This is a genomic window from Burkholderia sp. RF2-non_BP3 (genome assembly GCF_001522185.1).
Classification (GTDB): Bacteria; Pseudomonadota; Gammaproteobacteria; order Burkholderiales; family Burkholderiaceae; genus Burkholderia; species Burkholderia diffusa.
The window spans coordinates 347,514-366,366 of the sequence record NZ_LOSU01000043.1 but is presented as its reverse complement, the minus strand read 5'-3'; the positions used below and the strand labels follow the sequence as shown (position 1 = coordinate 366,366).

12 protein-coding genes are annotated in these 18,853 nt (G+C 69.1%); 6 read left to right on the top strand and 6 right to left on the bottom strand.

What is annotated here, in order from left to right:
• Nucleotides 1-6: 6 nt before the first annotated feature.
• The 4 genes from WS45_RS23600 (at nucleotide 7) to WS45_RS23585 (ending at nucleotide 5,422) form a co-directional block, all read left to right on the top strand.
• Entirely contained in the window at nucleotides 7-720 is a 714-nt protein-coding gene (locus tag WS45_RS23600) for a fimbrial biogenesis chaperone (RefSeq protein ID WP_059701921.1), read from the top strand.
• A 24-nt stretch (nucleotides 721-744) separates the two neighbouring features.
• The gene (locus WS45_RS23595; protein WP_082722003.1) at nucleotides 745-3,123 is read left to right on the top strand and encodes a fimbria/pilus outer membrane usher protein; all 2,379 of its coding nucleotides are present in this window, start codon (nucleotides 745-747) and stop codon (nucleotides 3,121-3,123) included.
• A gap of 111 nt (nucleotides 3,124-3,234) precedes the next feature.
• A complete protein-coding gene (gene argH / locus WS45_RS23590; protein WP_059701917.1) occupies nucleotides 3,235-4,644 on the top strand; it encodes an argininosuccinate lyase in 1,410 nt (469 codons plus the stop codon).
• A gap of 94 nt (nucleotides 4,645-4,738) precedes the next feature.
• Nucleotides 4,739-5,422, top strand: coding sequence for an HAD family hydrolase (locus WS45_RS23585; RefSeq protein WP_059701915.1), 684 nt, complete (start codon nucleotides 4,739-4,741; stop codon nucleotides 5,420-5,422).
• Between the two features lie 90 nt (nucleotides 5,423-5,512).
• On the opposite strand, the gene WS45_RS23580 is transcribed toward WS45_RS23585, so the two are convergent.
• The 5 genes from WS45_RS23580 to apbC all read right to left on the bottom strand — a co-directional run bounded on the left by WS45_RS23580 (nucleotide 5,513) and on the right by apbC (nucleotide 11,144).
• Nucleotides 5,513-6,340, bottom strand: a complete 828-nt coding sequence (locus WS45_RS23580) for a lysozyme inhibitor LprI family protein (RefSeq protein WP_059701913.1) — start codon at nucleotides 6,338-6,340, stop codon at nucleotides 5,513-5,515.
• Nucleotides 6,340-8,619: an arginine/lysine/ornithine decarboxylase gene (locus tag WS45_RS23575; RefSeq protein ID WP_059527551.1), complete on the bottom strand. Its 2,280-nt coding sequence runs from the start codon at nucleotides 8,617-8,619 to the stop codon at nucleotides 6,340-6,342. The genes WS45_RS23580 and WS45_RS23575 overlap by 1 nt, the downstream gene beginning before the upstream one ends.
• Before the next feature lie 81 nt (nucleotides 8,620-8,700).
• Entirely contained in the window at nucleotides 8,701-9,270 is a 570-nt protein-coding gene (dcd, locus tag WS45_RS23570; RefSeq protein ID WP_006398615.1) for a dCTP deaminase, read from the bottom strand.
• 112 nt (nucleotides 9,271-9,382) lie between these two features.
• Nucleotides 9,383-9,919, bottom strand: a complete 537-nt coding sequence (gene sodC, locus WS45_RS23565) for a superoxide dismutase [Cu-Zn] (RefSeq protein WP_059527554.1) — start codon at nucleotides 9,917-9,919, stop codon at nucleotides 9,383-9,385.
• Nucleotides 9,920-10,052: 133 nt separating this feature from the next.
• Complete coding sequence (apbC, locus tag WS45_RS23560; protein ID WP_059527558.1) at nucleotides 10,053-11,144, bottom strand: iron-sulfur cluster carrier protein ApbC; 1,092 nt, start codon at nucleotides 11,142-11,144, stop codon at nucleotides 10,053-10,055.
• Between the two features lie 350 nt (nucleotides 11,145-11,494).
• Here apbC and WS45_RS23555 point away from each other — a divergent pair, with 350 nt between their 5' ends.
• Together WS45_RS23555 and metG are read left to right on the top strand one after the other, a co-directional pair.
• Nucleotides 11,495-12,136 carry an OmpA family protein gene (locus WS45_RS23555; RefSeq protein ID WP_059527561.1) on the top strand — a complete coding sequence of 214 codons (642 nt, stop codon included), beginning with the start codon at nucleotides 11,495-11,497 and terminating at the stop codon, nucleotides 12,134-12,136.
• A gap of 369 nt (nucleotides 12,137-12,505) precedes the next feature.
• Nucleotides 12,506-14,662 (top strand): methionine--tRNA ligase, encoded by a 2,157-nt coding sequence (gene metG / locus WS45_RS23550; RefSeq protein WP_059701911.1) that lies wholly within the window; start codon nucleotides 12,506-12,508, stop codon nucleotides 14,660-14,662.
• Between the two features lie 111 nt (nucleotides 14,663-14,773).
• On the opposite strand, the gene WS45_RS23545 is transcribed toward metG, so the two are convergent.
• Nucleotides 14,774-18,829, bottom strand: a complete 4,056-nt coding sequence (locus WS45_RS23545) for a translocation/assembly module TamB domain-containing protein (RefSeq protein WP_059701909.1) — start codon at nucleotides 18,827-18,829, stop codon at nucleotides 14,774-14,776.
• Nucleotides 18,830-18,853 lie beyond the last annotated feature (24 nt).

Here is an 18,853-nt window from a genome sequence, read left to right as displayed (position 1 = left end):
CGCGCCGTGGCATCGATCCCGCGCGCCCTGGCCGCGCTGTGCGTCGCATCGGCGTCCGCGGCCACGTGCGCCGCCACACTGCAGATCACGCCCGTGACGATCGAGCTGCCGCCGTCGGCGGCCGCGGCGAGCATGACGCTCAGCAATCCGGGCGGGCAGCCGATCTACGGCCAGGTCCGCGCCTATCGCTGGACGCAGGAAAACGGCGACGACGTGATGACGCCGACCGATGCGCTCGCCGCCTCGCCGCCGCTGCTGCAGATCGGCGCGAACGCCGAGCAGTTGATCCGGCTCGTACGCACGGGACGCGGCGCGCCGGCCGCCGAGGAGAGCTACCGCGTGCTGATCGACGAACTGCCCGCGCCCGGCACGCCGGCCGAGAACGGCATCACGATCCGGCTGCGCTATTCCGTGCCGATCTTCGTCGAGCCCGCCGGCACACCGCAAACGCCACGCCTCGACTGGCGCGTCGAGCGCGACGGATCCGGCACGCGGCTCGCGGTCGACAACCGCGGCGGACGCCGTGCGCAGATTTCAGCGGTGCGTCTCGTCGACGCGCGCGGCACCGTGCACGACGTCACGCGCGGGCTGCTCGGCTACGCGCTCGCGGGCAGCACGCGACGCTGGCCGCTCAAGCTCGACGCGGGCGCGGCCGGGTTCGTCAGGATCCAGGCGACCGTCAACGCGCAGCCGGTCGAAGCCCGGCTGGCACCGCGCTGATCCACGCCGGAGGATCGCACGACGTTGCCCGTTCCGACAACGAGCACGGCCCTCCGGGCTGCCTGCCCCGCCCGATACGCCCGGCCCGCCGCCGCGGTGCTGGCACTCGCGGCGGCGCTGGCACTGCATGCATGCGCCGTCCGCGCGCAGCCGGCGCCGGTGCCGACGCAGGCGGCAGCCGCAGCCGCGCCTGCACCCGACACACTGTTTCTCGACGTGTCGCTCAACGGTGAACCGACGCACCGCATCGCGCGCTTCCAGCGAATCGACGGCCGGCTGTACGCTGCGTCCGCCGACCTGAACGACCTGGGCATCGCGACCGGCGACCGGGCGACCGTGCCGTCGAACACGCTCGTCGCACTCGATACGCTCGCGGGGCTGCGCTACGACTACGACGCGGGCCGGCAGACGCTCGACCTGCGCGTGTCCGATGCGCTGCGCATCCCGCACACGTTCGATACGCGCGCACTCGCGGCCGCGCCGCCCGCCACCTCCGGCCGCGGCTTCGTGCTGAACTACGACGCCTACGCGCAGACCATCGCCCACGCCCCGCTCGCGGTCTGGAGCGAGGCGCGCTATTTCGATCCGGCCGGCGTGTTCAGCAGCACCGGCATCGCGTACCTGTACGACGACCGCCGGCGCTACGTGCGCTACGACACGTCGTGGAGCCACTCGAATCCCGGCACGCTCACGACGACCCAGATCGGCGACACGATTTCGTCGTCCTTGTCATGGACCCGCTCGCTGCGCCTCGGCGGCGTGCAGTGGCGCAGCAACTTCGGCCTGCGCCCCGACCTCGTCACGTTTCCGGTGCCGGCGCTGTCCGGCAGCGCGGTCGTGCCGACCTCCGTCGACCTGTACGTGAACAACGTGCGCCAGTTCAGCGGCGACGTGCCGAGCGGGCCGTTCGTGATCAACAGCGTGCCCGGAATCACCGGCGCGGGCAACGCGACGGTCGTCACGCGCGACGCGCTCGGCCGCTCGATCGCGACGACCATTCCGCTGTACGTCGACACGCGCCTGCTCGCGCCCGGCCTCGCCAGCTATTCGGCGGAAGCCGGGTTCCTGCGCCGCGCGTATGGCAATGATTCGTTCGACTATGCGCGCACGCCGGCGGCGAGCGGCTCGCTGCGCTACGGCATCAGCGAGCGGCTGACCGTCGAGGCGCATGCGGAAGCGACGGCCGGCGTCTACAACGCGGGCGCCGGCGCGCTCGCGCGCCTCGGCGAGCGTGGCGTGGCGAACGCATCGCTGGCGCTCAGCGCGCCGGGCCGCGCGGGCGTGCAGGCCGGCGTCGGCTACCAGTACGTGACGCCGCGCTTCTCGATCGATGCGCAGACGCTGCGCGCCTTCGGCGACTACGGCGACCTCGGCAGCCGCGAAGGCGTGCCGGTCTCGCGCGCCACCGACCGCGTGACAGTCTCGTTCCCGTTCCTGCGCGCGCAGACGCTGTCGTTCAGCTATCTCGGCCTCAAGTATCCGGGCGTCGCCCCGTCGCGGATCGGCTCGATCGCGTACCTGGTCAATCTCGGCGGGCTGAGCTCGATCACGTTCAGCGGCTTCCAGGATTTCCGGCAGCGCGACGCACGCGGCTTCTTCGTGAGCCTGAGCATCGGGCTCGGCGGCAACACGTCCGTCTCGGCGAACGCCGGCCGGCAGAACGGCGACTCGACCTACACGCTGAACGCGACGAAGCCGCCCGATTACGGCGGCGGCGTCGGCTGGAACGTGCAGGCGGGCGCCAACGCGGGTATCCGCTACGCGCAGGGGCAGTTGCAGTATCTCGGCCGCGCCGGCCAGGTCACGCTGCTCGCGCAATCGTTCGACGGGCGCGGCAACGCGTCGGTCGACGTCACGGGTGCGTTCGTGCTGATGGACGGCCGGCTGATGACCGCGCGCCGCGTCGACGACGGTTTCGCGCTCGTCTCGACCGACACCGGGCGCGTCCCCGTGCTGCACCAGAACCGGCTGATCGGCGAGACGGACCGGGCCGGCTACCTGCTCGTGCCCGACCTGAATGCGTACCAGAGCAATCGCGTCGCGATCGACGGCACCGCGCTGCCCGCCGACGCGCGGATCGCCGACACGACGCTCGACGTCGTGCCGCAGGCGCGTTCCGGGGTGCTCGCGCACTTCGCGGTGACGCGCTACAGCGCCGCGTCGATCGCGCTGCGCGCGCCGGACGGCACCCCGCTGCCGCCCGGGCTCGAGGTTCGCCACGTCGAAAGCGGCCAGCGCACGATCGTCGGCTACGACGGCCTGACCTTCGTCGACGGCCTCGGCGCGAACAATCATCTCGAAATCTCGGGCGGCGGCCGCGACTGCGCCGTCGAATTCGCGTACCGGCGCCCGGACGACGGCACGCTGCCGCGCATCGGACCGCTGACCTGCGGCCCCCGGTAATCCGCGCCCTTTCACGGCCGACGCGCGCGCCGGCCGCCAGCCCCGCGAATGCTAGAATTGCGGGATTCCCTCGGCGGCGCACGCCGCCCAACTCCCCTTCGAAGAATCGCCATGACGTCCCAACTGCACAAAAAGGGCGAGGCCTGGTCGGCCCGCTTCTCGGAACCGATGTCGGAGCTGGTCAAGCGCTACACGTCGTCGGTGTTTTTCGACAAGCGCCTCGCGCTCGTCGACATCGCCGGCTCGCTCGCGCACGCGAGCATGCTCGCGGCGCAGAAGATCATCAGCGCCGACGACCTCGCCGCCATCGAACGCGGGATGACGCAAATCAAGGGCGAGATCGAGCGCGGCGAATTCGAATGGCAGCTGGATCTCGAGGACGTCCACCTGAACATCGAGGCGCGCCTGACCGCGCTGATCGGCGACGCCGGCAAGCGCCTGCACACGGGCCGCTCGCGCAACGACCAGGTCGCGACCGACATCCGTCTGTGGCTGCGCGGCGAGATCGACCGCATCGGCGGCCTCCTGAACGACCTGCGCGGCGCGCTGATCGACCTCGCCGAACAGAACGCGGACACGATCATGCCGGGCTTCACGCACCTGCAGGTCGCGCAGCCGGTGACGTTCGGCCACCACCTGCTCGCGTACGTCGAGATGTTCACGCGCGACGCCGAGCGCATGCGCGACTGCCGCACCCGCGTGAACCGCCTGCCGCTCGGTGCGGCCGCGCTCGCCGGCACCAGCTATCCGATCGACCGTCACGCCGTGGCGAAGACGCTCGGCTTCGACGGCATCTGCGCGAACTCGCTCGACGCGGTGTCGGATCGCGACTTCGCGATCGAATTCACGGCGGCATCCGCGCTCGTGATGACGCACGTGTCGCGTTTCTCCGAAGAACTCGTGCTGTGGATGAGCCCGCGCGTCGGCTTCATCGACATCGCCGACCGCTTCTGCACCGGCAGCTCGATCATGCCGCAGAAGAAGAACCCGGACGTGCCCGAGCTCGCGCGCGGCAAGACGGGCCGCGTGAACGGCCACCTGATGGCGCTCCTCACGCTGATGAAGGGCCAGCCGCTCGCGTACAACAAGGACAACCAGGAAGACAAGGAACCGCTGTTCGACACGGTCGACACCGTCGCCGACACGCTGCGGATCTTCGCCGAAATGGTCGCCGGCATCACGGTGAAGCCGGACGCGATGCGCGCGGCCGCGCTGCAGGGCTTCTCGACCGCGACCGACCTCGCCGACTATCTCGTGAAGCGCGGGCTGCCGTTCCGCGATGCGCACGAAGCCGTCGCGCACGCGGTGCGGATCTGCGACGATCGCGGGATCGACCTCGCCGACCTGACGCTCGACGAAATGAAGCAGGAACTGCCGAACGTCGCGCACCTGATCGGCGACGACGTGTTCGGCTACCTGACGCTCGAAGGTTCGGTCGCAAGCCGCAACCACCCGGGCGGCACCGCGCCCGATCAAGTGCGTGCGGCGGTCAAGGCCGCTCGCGCCGCGCTCGGCAAGTAAGCCAGCCGGCACGGACCGGCGCCTTCGGCGTCGGTCTTTCGCTCGGGCGGCCGCCGCGCCGCCCGACGCCCTTCCCGCTTCCCGGATATCGCCGATGACCTTCTCCGCCGCGCTCTTCGACATGGACGGCCTGCTCGTCGATTCGGAGCGGACCATCATGAACACGTGGATCGACGTGTCGACCGCACACGGCGTCGTGCTGACCGAGATCGACTACCTGCAGATCGTCGGCCGCTCGTTCGCCGAGGGCCAGGTCATTCTCGCGAGGCTGATCGGCGACACCGACACGTTCGACGTCGTGCGCACCCTCGTGCGCGAACGGCTCGCCGCGCCCGAACCTCATCCGAAATTTCCGCTGAAGTCGGGCGCACTGGCGCTGCTCGAGACGCTCGCGCAGGCCGGCATTCCGTGCGCGGTCGCATCGTCGTCCGCGCGCGACGTGATCCGTGCGCGGCTCGATGCGGTCGGCGTGCTGCCGTTCTTCCGCGCGATCGCGGGCGGCGACGAAGTCGCGCGCGGCAAGCCCGACCCCGCCGTGTACCGGCTCGCGGCCGAACGCCTCGGCGTGCCGGCGCACGCGTGCGTCGCGTTCGAGGACAGCGACTTCGGTGCGCAATCGGCCGCCGGCGCGGGCGCATCGGTCGTCACCGTGCCCGACCTGAAGGCGCCGACGCCCGAGATCGTCGCGCTGAGCCTGCACGTGCTCGCGTCGCTCGACGATGCGGTCGCGCTCGTGCCGTCGTGGTTCGGCCGTCTGGACACGCAGCAGCCCGCGTAGACGCCGCGCGCGGCATGCCACATGCAAAACGGGCACCCTCGGGTGCCCGTTTTCCGTTTCCGCGCCGAATGACCGGCGTCGCGGCGATCGTCAGTCGTTGCCGGCCGTTTCCGACAGACGCTTCATCGTCGCGATGCGCGCGCCGATCAGGTCGACGCGTCCGTCCTCGCCGACGAGCGGCGCCGTCGCATCGCTGAACGCGACCCACGCGCGCTGAGCGCGCACGAGCGTCGCGGCCGAATGCGCGGGCATCTTGCGACGCAGCTTCTGGTAATACCGGTTCAAATCGAACAGCGCGTGCTCGCACGCGGCATCCTGCACGCACGGCCGCACGCGGCGAATGGCCGGTTCGCGCGGCGCGTTCGCCGGCTTGCCGGTAGCTGCCGCGGCAGTGCCCGCACCGCCCCGGGTGTCGCCTTGCGCACCGCTCGTGGCCGCCACCGGCACGGCGGCAGGCGGCGCATAGCGGTCGGCCGCCGCGCGCAACGCCAATGCGCGATCGCGCACGGGCTGCAACTGCATGTCGGCGCTCGACATCGCGTACGCGGTGCCGCGCGTCGTGTCGTACACGGCCTTCAGCAGATGAACTTCATCCTTGCGCCACGTGACCCAGCGGCGCTGGCTGTCCTGCCAGCCGCGCTTCGCGTCGGCCGGCGCGTCGTTCGACAGGCGCTGGTACGCACCGTCCATCACCGCCTGCCACTGCTGCTGCGCTTCGCCCATGCACTGGATCTGGCCGGCCGTCGACGACCGGTCGCGCCGCGCGAGACACTGCCGCATCGCGACGTCGATCGGGTCGGCCGCCGCCACTTCCGCATGCGCGGCGTTCAGCCCCGCCGGCCCTGCCGACCAGCCTGCCCAGACGACGAGCGCGGCCAGCGCCGCACGCATCGTCCGGATTCGTCCCTGCGCCGCCATCAGTCGCGCACGCAATCGACGAAGTACTCGACGCGGCCGTTCACCTCTTCCGCGACGAGGCCGTGGATGTCGGTGTGGAAGCCCGGGAAGCGCTCGTTGAAGTCGCGCGCGAACCGCAGGTAGTTCACGATCGTCTTGTTGAAGCGCTCGCCCGGAATCAGCAGCGGGATGCCCGGCGGGTACGGCGTGAGCAGGATGCTCGTCACGCGGCCTTCGAGCTCGTCGAGCGGCACGCGGTCGATCTTGCGGTGCGCGAGCTTCGCGAACGCGTCCGACGGCTTCATCGCCGGTTCCATGTCCGACAGGTACATCTCCGTCGTCAGGCGCGCGATGTCGTTCGCGCGGTACACGTCGTGGATCTGCGTGCACAGGTCGCGCAGGCCGACGCGCTCGTAGCGCGGATGCTGCGCGACGAATTCCGGCAGCACGCGCCACAGCGGCTGGTTGTTGTCGTAGTCGTCCTTGAACTGCTGCAGCTCGGTGACCATCGAGTTCCAGCGGCCCTTCGTGATGCCGATCGTGAACATGATGAAGAACGAGTACAGGCCCGTCTTCTCGACGATGATCCCGTGCTCGGCCAGGTACTTCGTGACGATCGCGGCCGGAATGCCCGTCTCGCCGAACTCGCCGTCGACGTCGAGCCCCGGCGTGATGATCGTCGCCTTGATCGGGTCGAGCATGTTGAAGCCTTCCGCCAGCGGGCCGAAGCCGTGCCAGTGGTCGTTCGGCTTCAGCATCCAGTCCTCGCGCGAGCCGATGCCTTCTTCCGACAGGTCGTCCGGACCCCACACGCTGAAGAACCAGTCGTCGCCGTATTCGGCGTCGACCTTGCGCATCGCGCGGCGGAAGTCGATCGCCTCGGCGATCGATTCCTCGACGAGCGCGGTGCCGCCCGGCGGCTCCATCATCGCGGCCGCGACGTCGCACGACGCGATGATCGCGTACTGCGGGCTCGTCGACGTGTGCATCAGGTACGCCTCGTTGAAGCGGTGCTTGTCGAACGTGCGGTTCTCCGAATCCTGCACGACGATCTGCGACGCCTGCGAGATGCCCGCGAGCAGCTTGTGCGTCGAGTGCGTCGCGAACACGAGCGCGCCCGTGCGCGGACGGCCGTCGCCGATCGCGTGCATGTCGCGGTAGAAATCGTGGAAGGTCGCATGCGGCAGCCACGCTTCGTCGAAGTGCAGCGTGTCGAGCAGGTCGCCGAGCAGGTCCTTGATCATCTCGACGTTGTAGACGACGCCGTCGTACGTGCTCTGCGTGATCGTCAGGATCCGCGGCTTCATGTCCGGGTTCTCGCGCAGCGCCTCGCGCGCGAACGGGTTCGCCTCGATCTTCTTGCGGATGTTCTCCGGCTTGAATTCATCGCGCGGGATCGGCCCGATGATGCCGAAGTGATTGCGCGTCGGCGTGAGGAACACCGGAATCGCGCCCGTCATCGTGATCGCGTGCAGGATCGACTTGTGGCAGTTGCGGTCGACCAGCACGATGTCGCCCGGCGCCACCGTCGCATGCCAGACGATCTTGTTCGACGTCGACGTGCCGTTGGTCACGAAGAACAGGTGGTCCGCGCTGAAGATGCGCGCCGCGTTGCGCTCGGACGCCGCGACCGGGCCCGTGTGATCGAGCAGCTGGCCGAGTTCGTCGACCGCGTTGCAGACGTCGGCGCGCAGCATGTTCTCGCCGAAGAACTGGTGGAACATCTGGCCGAGCGGGTTCTTCAGGAACGCGACGCCGCCCGAGTGGCCCGGGCAGTGCCACGAGTACGAGCCTTCGTCCGCGTACTTCACCAGCTCCTTGAAGAATGGCGGCGCGAGCGAGTCGAGATAGACCTTCGCCTCGCGGATGATGTGGCGCGCGACGAACTCCGGCGTGTCCTCGAACATGTGGATGAAGCCGTGCAGTTCGCGCAGGATGTCGTTCGGCAAGTGGCGCGACGTGCGCGTTTCGCCGTACAGGAAGATCGGGATGTCCGCGTTGCGGCGGCGCACTTCGGTGACGAACGCGCGCAGCTCGATGATCGCGGTCGCGAGTTCGGGCAGCTCGCCGTCCGGGCCCGTTTCGCCGAGCATGAGTTCGTCGTCGTCGATCGACAGGATGAAGCACGACGCGCGGCTCGACTGCTGCGCGAACGACGTCAGATCGCCGTAGCTCGTGAGGCCGAGGACTTCGACGCCCTCCTTCTCGATCGCTTCGGCCAACGCCCGGATGCCGGAGCCCGAGATGTTCTCGGAGCGGAAATCTTCGTCGATGATGACGACGGGGAAACGAAACTTCATGGGCGATTCTCCAAAAAGAACGACCGCGGCGCGTCACGCGCAGCGGTCACCCGGAAACTGGTGAGACGTTATGCAACCAGATCAGGTTTTCGGCAGCGTGACACCGCGCTGACCCTGATACTTGCCGCCGCGATCGGCGTACGACACGTCGCACACTTCGTCGCTTTCGAAGAACAGCACCTGCGCGACACCTTCGTTCGCGTAGATCTTCGCGGGCAGCGGCGTGGTATTCGAGAATTCCAGCGTGACGTAGCCTTCCCACTCGGGTTCGAACGGCGTCACGTTGACGATGATCCCGCAGCGCGCGTACGTCGACTTGCCGAGGCAGACGGTGAGCACGGTGCGCGGGATGCGGAAATATTCGACGGTGCGGGCCAGCGCGAACGAGTTCGGCGGGATGATGCACACGTCGCCCTTGAAATCGACAAACGAACCCTCGTCGAAGTTCTTCGGATCGACGATCGTCGAGTTGATGTTCGTGAAGATCTTGAATTCGTCCGCGCAGCGGATGTCGTAGCCGTAGCTCGACGTGCCGTAGCTGACGATCCTGCGACCGTCCTCGGACGCGCGAACCTGATCGGGCACGAACGGCTCGATCATCTTGTGTTCTTCGGCCATGCGCCGAATCCACTTGTCGGACTTGATGCTCATAACGGGGCGCCAGGAAACGCTGCGTGACGGTAAACGACGGCCGCCGGTTCAAGGCGGCGGCCGGGGAAGGCGGACATTTTACGCGATCATCGGCGCGCGCACGCGGCGGCCGTCAACGGATCACGCCGCAAGCGAGCGCGGGGCCCGCTGCATGCTGCGGAAACGCCGGGTCGCTCGGTTCGCGGTGCACCAGCGCCGCGCGATTCAGCGCGGAGCGCACGCCGTCGAGGGCCAGATCGGGCGCAACGATGAAACCGGCCGCGACGCCGTTCGCATCCGCATGGATGTTGCCGAGATCGCCGGCGACGCGCGCGCCCGCGCGCAACCGGTCGGCGGCCGGCGCGAATACCTGGCCGGCGCTCGAGCCGTCGCCCGCGTTGCAGTCGCCGCGCTCGTGCACCTGCAGCGCGTGATCGCTGTTCGGCGGCAGGCCGGCCAGGTTGTACGTGACCTGGACGCCGTCCGGGCGTTCGACGAACGTCACCGCGCCGCGTGTCTGCGAGCCGACGGTCGGCTGCAGTTGCGCGTCGGCGCGCTTCTCGTGCGACGAGGAAAAAGAGGTACAGCCGGCCAGCAGGCCCAGCGCGGCGGCGGCCAGCAGCGCGCGCCGCGCGCGGCCGGCGTACACGCCGTGATGTCGTTGGTTCATTCGATCCTCATGCCGGCTGGCGGCCGTTCGATACGGCGGCCATGCCGGGCGGGTAAAGGGACCCGGGAAAAGTCGCCATGATACCGCGCCTCGCGGCGCCGTAAACAGCGTGAGGCCCCGCCCCGCAAGGGTTTTACGTATTTTGAACAACGATCGACGGGAACTTCGACGTCATGTCGCGCGCGCGCTCGGCGATCGCCAGCGCGACCCCGCGCGCGATGTCGCGGTAGCGCCGCGCCAGCGCGCCGTCCGGCTCGGCCGCGACCGTCGGCGTGCCGCCGTCGGCGCGCTCGCGGATCGCGATGTCGAGCGGCAGGCTGCCGAGCACGTTCACGCCGTAATCCTTGGCCATCCGCTCGGCGCCGCCCGCGCCGAAGATGTGCTCTTCGTGGCCGCAGTTCGAGCAGATGTGGATGCTCATGTTCTCGACGATGCCGAGGATCGGAATCCCGACCTTCTCGAACATCTTCAGGCCCTTCTTCGCGTCGAGCAGCGCAATGTCCTGCGGCGTCGTCACGATCACGGCGCCCGTCACCGGCACGCGCTGCGCGAGCGTGAGCTGGATGTCGCCCGTGCCCGGCGGCATGTCGACGATCAGGTAGTCGAGCTCGCGCCAGTTGGTCTGCCGCAGCAGCTGCTCGAGCGCCGACGTCGCCATCGGGCCGCGCCACACCATCGGGTTGTCTTCCTCGATCAGGAAGCCGATCGAGTTCGCCTGCAGCCCATGGCCGACCAGCGGATTCATCGACTGGTTGTCCGGCGACTCGGGGCGCTGGCCGTGAATGCCGAGCATGGTCGGCAGCGACGGACCGTAGATATCGGCGTCGAGAATGCCGACCGACGCGCCTTCCGCGGCGAGCGCGAGCGCGAGGTTCACGGCCGTCGTGCTCTTGCCGACGCCGCCCTTGCCCGATGCGACCGCGACGATGTTCTTCACGTTCGGCAGCAGCTTCACGCCGCGCTGCACCGTGTGCGCGACGATCTCCTGCGACACGGCGACGCGTGCGTCGCGCACGCCCGGCACGGCCTTCAGCGCGTCTTCAATGCGCGCGCGCACGTCGTCGTGCTGGCTGCGCGCGGGATAGCCGAGCACCACGTCGACCGCCACGGCGTCGCCGTCGATCGCGACGTTGCGCACGCCCTTGTTCGCCGCGTACGGACGGCCGGTATTGGGGTCGACGACAGCCGCCAATGCGGCGTCGACTTGTGCCCGGTCAATGCTCATCGAAACTCCGTGAAAACGTTTTTCTCTCGCGCGAACGTCAAAAAATATCAAATAACGCTGCGAAAATCGGGAAAAGTGAAAGAATCTGTTGCACGCCATTGCGCGAACGCGCGCGTCGGAGCAATCTTCGCGTGCGGCATGCTATGGGGCCAAATCGGCCGCCCACCGCCTATATTGTAGAGGCTGATGCGTCGCCCTGTCCGGAACAGCCCCGCTGGCGAACAGGGCATGCAGCCGCCTCGGCGGCTGCCGCGAGCACGGGCCTGCCCTTCCTTTTTCGGGCGTCCGTGCAGGGAGCCGTAACTGTTGTTTGTCGTTGTCGACTCGTTCAACCAAGAGAGGAATCCAAGATGAACATGAAAATCGCGACTCGCCTGTCCGTCTTCGCACTCGCCGGCGCGCTGCTGGCAGGCTGCGCCACGCAGCAAGGCAACAATACGGCCGTCGGCACCGGCACGGGTGCGGCGCTGGGCGCGGGCATCGGCGCGCTGGCCGGCGGCGGCAAGGGCGCGGCGATCGGCGCGGGCGTCGGCGCACTGGTCGGCGGCGTGACGGGTTACAACTGGCAAGCGATCAAGAACAAGCTCGCGCCGTCGGCAGCCAAGACGGGCACGCAGGTGACCGAGCAGCCGGACGGCTCGCTGAAGCTGAACGTGCCGAGCTCGGTGACGTTCGCGACGAACCAGTACGCGATCACGCCGGCCTTCACGCCGCTGCTGAACGACCTGGCGACGACGCTGAACCAGAACCCGCAAGTGACGGCATCGATCGTCGGCTACACGGACAGCACGGGCTCGGCACAGCTGAACCAGACGCTGTCGCAGAACCGTGCGCAGAGCGTCGTGAACGCGCTGGTGCAGCGCGGCGTCGCCGGCGGCCGCCTGTCGGCACAGGGCATGGGCCCGTCGAACCCGATCGCGGACAACGCGACCGAAGCCGGCCGTGCGCAAAACCGCCGCGTCGAGATCTACCTGCGCGCAGCACAGCAGTAAGCATCGCCGCGAGAGGAGGAAACGGGGGCGCGCGCCCCCGCCACACAAGGCTTCCCACGGGGCCCGTAACAAATCGAAAAAAATTTCGAACTTCTGTCTCGGCCCGCGGTCTGTCTTTACGGTACGCGGCTGGCGCAGCCGGCGCGTCACCATTCTCCTCTTGTCGTTGTTGCTCCGGGGCCGTATCCGCCCCGGTTTTTTTTGCCCGGAATTTGCGTGCTGCGCCGCAGCATCGCGCCGCCGGGCACGCCGCCACGGCGGCCCCGCCCCCTCCGGCGCCCGATCCATGGCGCCCGCGCCGGCTGACCTGCCCGCGCCCCTGCTAGAATCGCAGTTTCCGTCGTTTCCCGCCGTTCTTCTACAGACCCTATGTCCGCATCCGACCTCACTTCCGTGCAGGCCGCGGCGCCGCAAGGCAGCCGCCAGATCCTCGTTACGTCCGCACTGCCCTATGCCAACGGCCAGATTCATATCGGCCATCTGGTCGAGTACATCCAGACCGACATCTGGGTGCGGACGCTGCGAATGCACGGCCATGAGGTCTACTACATCGGCGCCGACGACACGCACGGCACGCCGGTCATGCTGCGCGCGGAGAAGGAAGGCCTCACGCCGAAGCAGCTGATCGACCGCGTGTGGACCGAGCACAAGCGCGATTTCGACAGCTTCGGCGTGTCGTTCGACAACTTCTACTCGACCGACTCGGACGAGAACCGCGTGCTGAGCGAGAAGATCTATCTCGCGCTGAAGGACAACGACCTGATCGCCGAGCGCGAGATCGAGCAGGCGTACGACCCGGTCAAGGAAATGTTCCTGCCGGACCGCTTCATCAAGGGCGAATGCCCGAAGTGCCACGCGAAGGACCAGTACGGCGACAACTGCGAAGTATGCGGTTCGACCTACCTGCCGACCGAACTGCTTAATCCGTATTCGGTCGTGTCCGGTGCGACGCCGGTGCGCAAGACGTCGACGCACTACTTCTTCCGCCTGTCGGACCCGCGCTGCGAGTCGTTCCTGCGCGAATGGGTCAGCGGCCTCGCGCAGCCCGAAGCCACCAACAAGATGCGCGAATGGCTCGGCGACGCCGGCGAAGCCCGCCTCGCCGACTGGGACATCTCGCGCGACGCGCCGTACTTCGGCTTCGAGATCCCGGGCGCGCCCGGCAAGTACTTCTACGTGTGGCTCGATGCGCCGGTCGGTTATTACGCGAGCTTCAAGAACCTGTGCGACCGCAAGGGCATCGACTTCGACGCGTGGATCCGGTCGGGCTCGACCGCCGAGCAGTACCACTTCATCGGCAAGGACATCCTGTATTTCCACACGCTGTTCTGGCCGGCGATGCTCGAGTTCTCGGGCCATCGCACGCCGACCAACGTGTTCGCGCACGGCTTCCTGACGGTCGACGGCGCGAAGATGTCGAAGTCGCGCGGCACGTTCATCACCGCGCAGAGCTACATCGACACCGGCCTGAATCCGGAATGGCTGCGCTACTACTTCGCCGCGAAGCTGAACGCGACGATGGAAGACATCGACCTGAACCTCGACGACTTCCAGGCGCGCGTGAACAGCGATCTCGTCGGCAAGTACGTCAACATCGCGAGCCGCGCGGCCGGCTTCCTGCTGAAGCGCTTCGACGGCCGCGTGCAGGACAGCGCGATGAACCATCCGCTCGTCGCGAAGCTGCGCGATGCGATTCCCGCGATCGCCGCGCACTACGAAGCACGCGAATACAGCCGCGCGCTGCGCCAGACGATGGAACTCGCCGACGAAGTGAACGCATACGTCGACGGCGCGAAGCCGTGGGAACTCGCGAAGGATCCGGCCAATGCGGTCGCCCTCCACGAAACCTGCAGCGTGAGCCTCGAGGCGTTCCGCCTGCTGTCGCTCGCGCTGAAGCCGGTGATGCCGCGCGTGGCCGAAGCCGTCGAGGCCTTTTTCGGGATCGCGCCGCTCACGTGGGCCGACGCCGCGAAGCCGCTGTCGTCCACGCAGCCGATCAAGGCGTACCAGCACCTGATGACGCGGGTCGATCCGAAGCAGATCGACGCGCTGCTCGCCGCGAACCGCGATTCGCTGCAGGCGGAGGCCTCCGGCGCCGCTGCCGCGGCCACGGCCAACGCCGCGAAGGAAGGCAAGAACGCCAAGGCGAACGCGAAGGCGGCCGCCGCGAACGGCGCCGACGACGGTCCGATCTCGATCGACGATTTTGCGAAGATCGACCTGCGTATCGCGAAGATCGTCGCGTGCCAGGCCGTCGAAGGCTCGGACAAGCTGCTGCAGCTCACGCTCGACATCGGCGAGGAAAAGACCCGCAACGTGTTCTCGGGCATCAAGTCCGCGTACCAGCCCGAGCAGCTCGTCGGCAAGCTGACGGTGATGGTCGCGAACCTCGCGCCGCGCAAGATGAAGTTCGGGCTGTCCGAAGGGATGGTGCTCGCCGCGTCGGCTGCCGACGAGAAGGCCGAGCCGGGTCTCTACATCCTCGAGCCGCACAGCGGCGCGAAGCCCGGCATGCGCGTGAAGTAAGCCGCACGCACGGCCGCTTGCACGAGAAAGCCCCGCACCGATGCGTGCGGGGCTTTTTTATGTTCGCAACGGGGACCGCGCGACGGCGATGCGAGCCGGCGCGCGGCATCGTCACCGCTGGCCGAACCAGCGATCGAAGCGCCGCGTGTAGTTCAGGTCGACACCCTGGAACGTGCCGCCATACGCGGACACCGACCAGAAGCGCGTCAGGTTGATCGTCACTTTGAACGCGTTGCTCGCCGATTGCAGCCCTTGCTCGTAACCGAGCACGAAGCGCTCGTTGATCGCCTTCGAGATCTGCACGACCTGTGCATCGGTGAGGCCGACGTCGCTGCGGCCAATCGAGAACTCGTCGAGACCGATGCTCTGCGCGACGCGCCTGCCGGTCGCGCTGCCAAGCAGCCCGAGCGCCGCGGTCATCGCGTTCTGCTGGCCGACGTTGTTGCCCTGGTCGGTGCCGTGCCCGAACAGCAGCCACGACAGCTTTTCGTTGTCCGTGACGTTCGGCTCGGACACGAGCTTGACCGTCGGCGACTGAATCGTGCCGACGACCTGCACCCCGGCCTCGACCTCCTGGTTGCGCCGCATCGCGAGGATGTTCACACCCGGATTCGACACGGGGCCGTTGAACGTGAAGAAGCCGTTCTCGACCGCGAGCTTGCGGCCGAACGACGTATACGTCGACCCTTCCGTCACGCGCACGTTGCCGACCGCGCGCAGCGGCACGCCCGGCGCGCTCATCACGGTGATCGTGCCGCGCAGCCCGAGATCCGCGCCGTGCCCCTTGAAGCGGAAGTTGTTGCCGAGGCCGATGTCGATGTTCGCGCGCGGCGCGAGCGACGGCGCCGGCTTGTCCTCGACCTTCTGCGGCTTCGCGACCGCCGTGCCGGTCGGCGTCTCGCCGCGCACCGTCCCGTCCGGCCGCACCACGACGACATCGTCGGACAAGTGCGGCGCCGCGTCTTCCGGCAGGTCGAACAACGCACGGTCGACGACGAACTTGCCGTCGATCGACAGCGCGCCGCGCGGCCCGTCGTTCGCGACGGTCGCCTTGCCCGACAGCGACAGCTTGCGGTCCGGCGCCGCGAACAGCTCGAGCTTGTCCGCGACGATGCTCGCGGTCAGGTCCGGCGCCTCGCCGTCGAGACGCACGCGGCCGATCGCGCGCAGCGTGCCGTCGCCGCCGTGGAACTCGACCTGCTGGAATTCGACGAGGTTCTCCGCGAGCTTCACGCGCACGATGCCGTCCTTCAGCTGCACGCCCTGGTCGACGAGCGTCGCGGACAGATCGTCGCCCGTCAGCATGCCCGACACGTTCGGCTTCACCGGCGTGCCCGCGATCGTCAGCTTCAGCGCCGCGCGCCCGCCGAGCAGGTAGCTCGGCCCGAACAGGTTGCCGGTCGACTTCAGCGACGGGATGTCGGCGTCGATGCGGCCCGCCAGCGGGCCGTCGTCGACGACGCCGAACACGCCGTCGCGCAGCGCGAACGGCACGGTGACGTTCGCGTCGAGCGTGCCGACCCGGTTCGCCTTCGCGAGCGCCACCACGTTGAGCCGGTTGCCCGGTGCAAAGCTCGCGCGCGCCGACAGGTCGGTCAGCCCGAGCGACGCGATGCCGCGCCCGGTCTCGATCGTCACGTCGCCGCCGCGCCGCTTCACCTGCACGTAGCCCGTCGCGTTCGCGCCGAGCGAGAAATCCCAGTCGGCATCGAGCACGACGTCGGTGCGCACCGGCGGCCGCTGCCCCGTCAGCTCCTGGCGGATCTCGAGGAAGCGCGCGACCGACGCGCCGCGCACGGCGCCTGCCGAGCGCATCTGCCCGTGATCGAACACGAACGACTTCAGGTCGATCGCCGCGCCTTCGAGCGTGAGTCGCGTCGCGCCGAGCGTCACGCGGCCGGCGCCGGCCGACACGGCAAGCGGCGCCTGCAGCGCCACCGACGGCGTGCCGCGGTTCGCGAGGCGCGTGACGGTGCCGTCCCAGCGCATCCCGTCGCGATTCTCGACCACGCCGCCGTTCGCCGCGAGCGTCAGGTCGATCACGCGGCCGCCGGCGGTCCCCATCGCCGACGCGTCGAGCGTGTGCTTCGCGCGCGTGCCGTCGAGGTTCGCGCGCAGCGATTTCAATTGCAGCGAGCCGAGCGCGAGGTCGGTCGCATCGGCCGTGAACACGAGCGCACCGTGCGCGCCGTCGCGGATGTCGGCGCGCCCCTGCGCGGCACCGATCCGGTTCGAGCCGACCACGACGTGCTGGGCCTTGTAGGTGCCCGTCACGTTCGGATGCGCGAAGCTGCCGGTCAGCTCGCCCTGCGCCTGCACGAGCCCCTGCACGCCGAAGCCGAGCCGGTCGAGCTCCGGCGCGTCGACGACGAAGCGCAGCCGGTCGCCCGGCGCGCCGAAACTGCCGCGCAGATCGACGTGGTTGCCCGCGATCGACAGGGTCGCGTTGCTCGGCAGGATCCGCGCGCCGACGAGCTGCACGACGCCCGCGCCGGTCAGCGGCACGCCGTCGTAGAGGCTGTCGCCGAGCTTGAAGGTCGCCTTCGTCGACACCTGCGGCGCGAACGCGCCGGAGGCCGTCAGCGTGCCCGATACGCGCGTCTCGCCGCGCCTGGCCGGCGCCTTCGCGGTCGCCTTCGCCGCTTTGGCGGCCGGTTTGCCGCCGCCCGCGCCCGGCGCGCGCATCGCGGCGAGCAGCAGCGGATCGAACGCGGTCAGCGTCGCCTTCGCGTCGTAGCTCGAATGCGCGTCGTGACGGAACACGCCGGTCAGGTCGATACGTCCCTTGCCCGCCGTCACGCGCGCATCGGTCAGCACCGTCTGCTGCTGCGTCAGCGCGACCTTCGCGCGCGCGCCGAGCGCGAGCTTCGGATCGTTCAGGTTGAAGTCGACGGTCGTCACGTCGCCTGCGAGCGTCACGCCGAGCGGGCCGCCGAGGCGCATCGGCCGCAACTCGGCGACGAATGCATTGAGGTCGAGGTTCGCGACCTTCAGGTCGAAGCGGCCCTTGCCGCCGGTCAGCGCGCCGTTGCCGGTCACGCTGCCGTCGCGGATCAGTTTCAGCGCGAGGCCGTCGATCCGCTGCGCGTGCGCGTCGAGATTGACGGTCGCATGTGCGTCGACGACGGGCAGCAGGTGCTCGCCGAGCGTGCCGGGCTTCGCGTTCACGATCGACACTGGGCCGGTCACCGCAAAGCCCTTCGCCTGTGCGGCGCCGGCCGGCGCGGTCACGGGCGCCAGCTCCGCGCGTACCGCGAGATCGGCGGCCGGCGCGCCCGGCGCGAGCGCCTGCGGGTTCACGTGATCGAACGCGAGCGACGCGCGCGTGAGCGGCACCGCGCCGAACGGCGCGGCCTCGACGTGCGCGCGCCCGTTCAGCTTCATCCCGCTCGCGGCGACGTCGGCGACGAGCGCTTCGAGCGACCCCGATACGTTCGCGCTCGCGTTGACCGGTTCGTTCGCGAGCTTGCCCACGTAAGTCGCGTTGCCCGTCAGCGCGAACGGCTTCACGCCGTCGAGCTTCGCGCGCGCGGTCAGCGCGCCATACGGCGTGTCGACGCCGTCGAGCGCAAGTTCATGGTGGCGGCCGTCGCTGCGGCCGTTCAGCGCGAGATGGTCGAGCTGCGTCGTCGACCCGCCTTCGTGAATCGCCAGGTGATCGACGCGCAGATCGTCGATCCGCAACTGCAGCGGCAGGCTCAAGTCCTGCGGCGTCGTGCTCGGCGTCGATGGCCCAGGCGCGATCCGCACGTCGATCGTGCCCGCGCGAAGATAGTCGACGGACAGCCGCCACGGCGCGCGGGTCAGCGCCCAGCGGCCGTCGAGCCGGTCGATCCGCACTTCGGTGCCGGCGCTGCCGGGGCTCGTCCACGCGAAGCCGCGCAACCGCACGCCCGTCGCGAGCGCGCCGCCTTCCAGCGTGCCCGCCAGCCGACCGCCCAGCACGCGCACGGCCGTCTGCCACGCGAGCCGCGTGCCGCGCTCGGTCGTCGCCGCGGCCAGCACGAGCCCGGCCGCCAGCACGGCGAGCAGCACGACCGTCACGAGCGTCCACGCGACGATCCGGCCCGCACGCACGCGGCGCGGCGCGCGCGGCGGCGCGTCGGGCGCGCGCTCGGGCGAGTCCGGATCGTGAGGCGGCGGCGTGTCGTTCGGATCCTTCGTCATGCGATTCGTCGTGGCTCGTGCAAC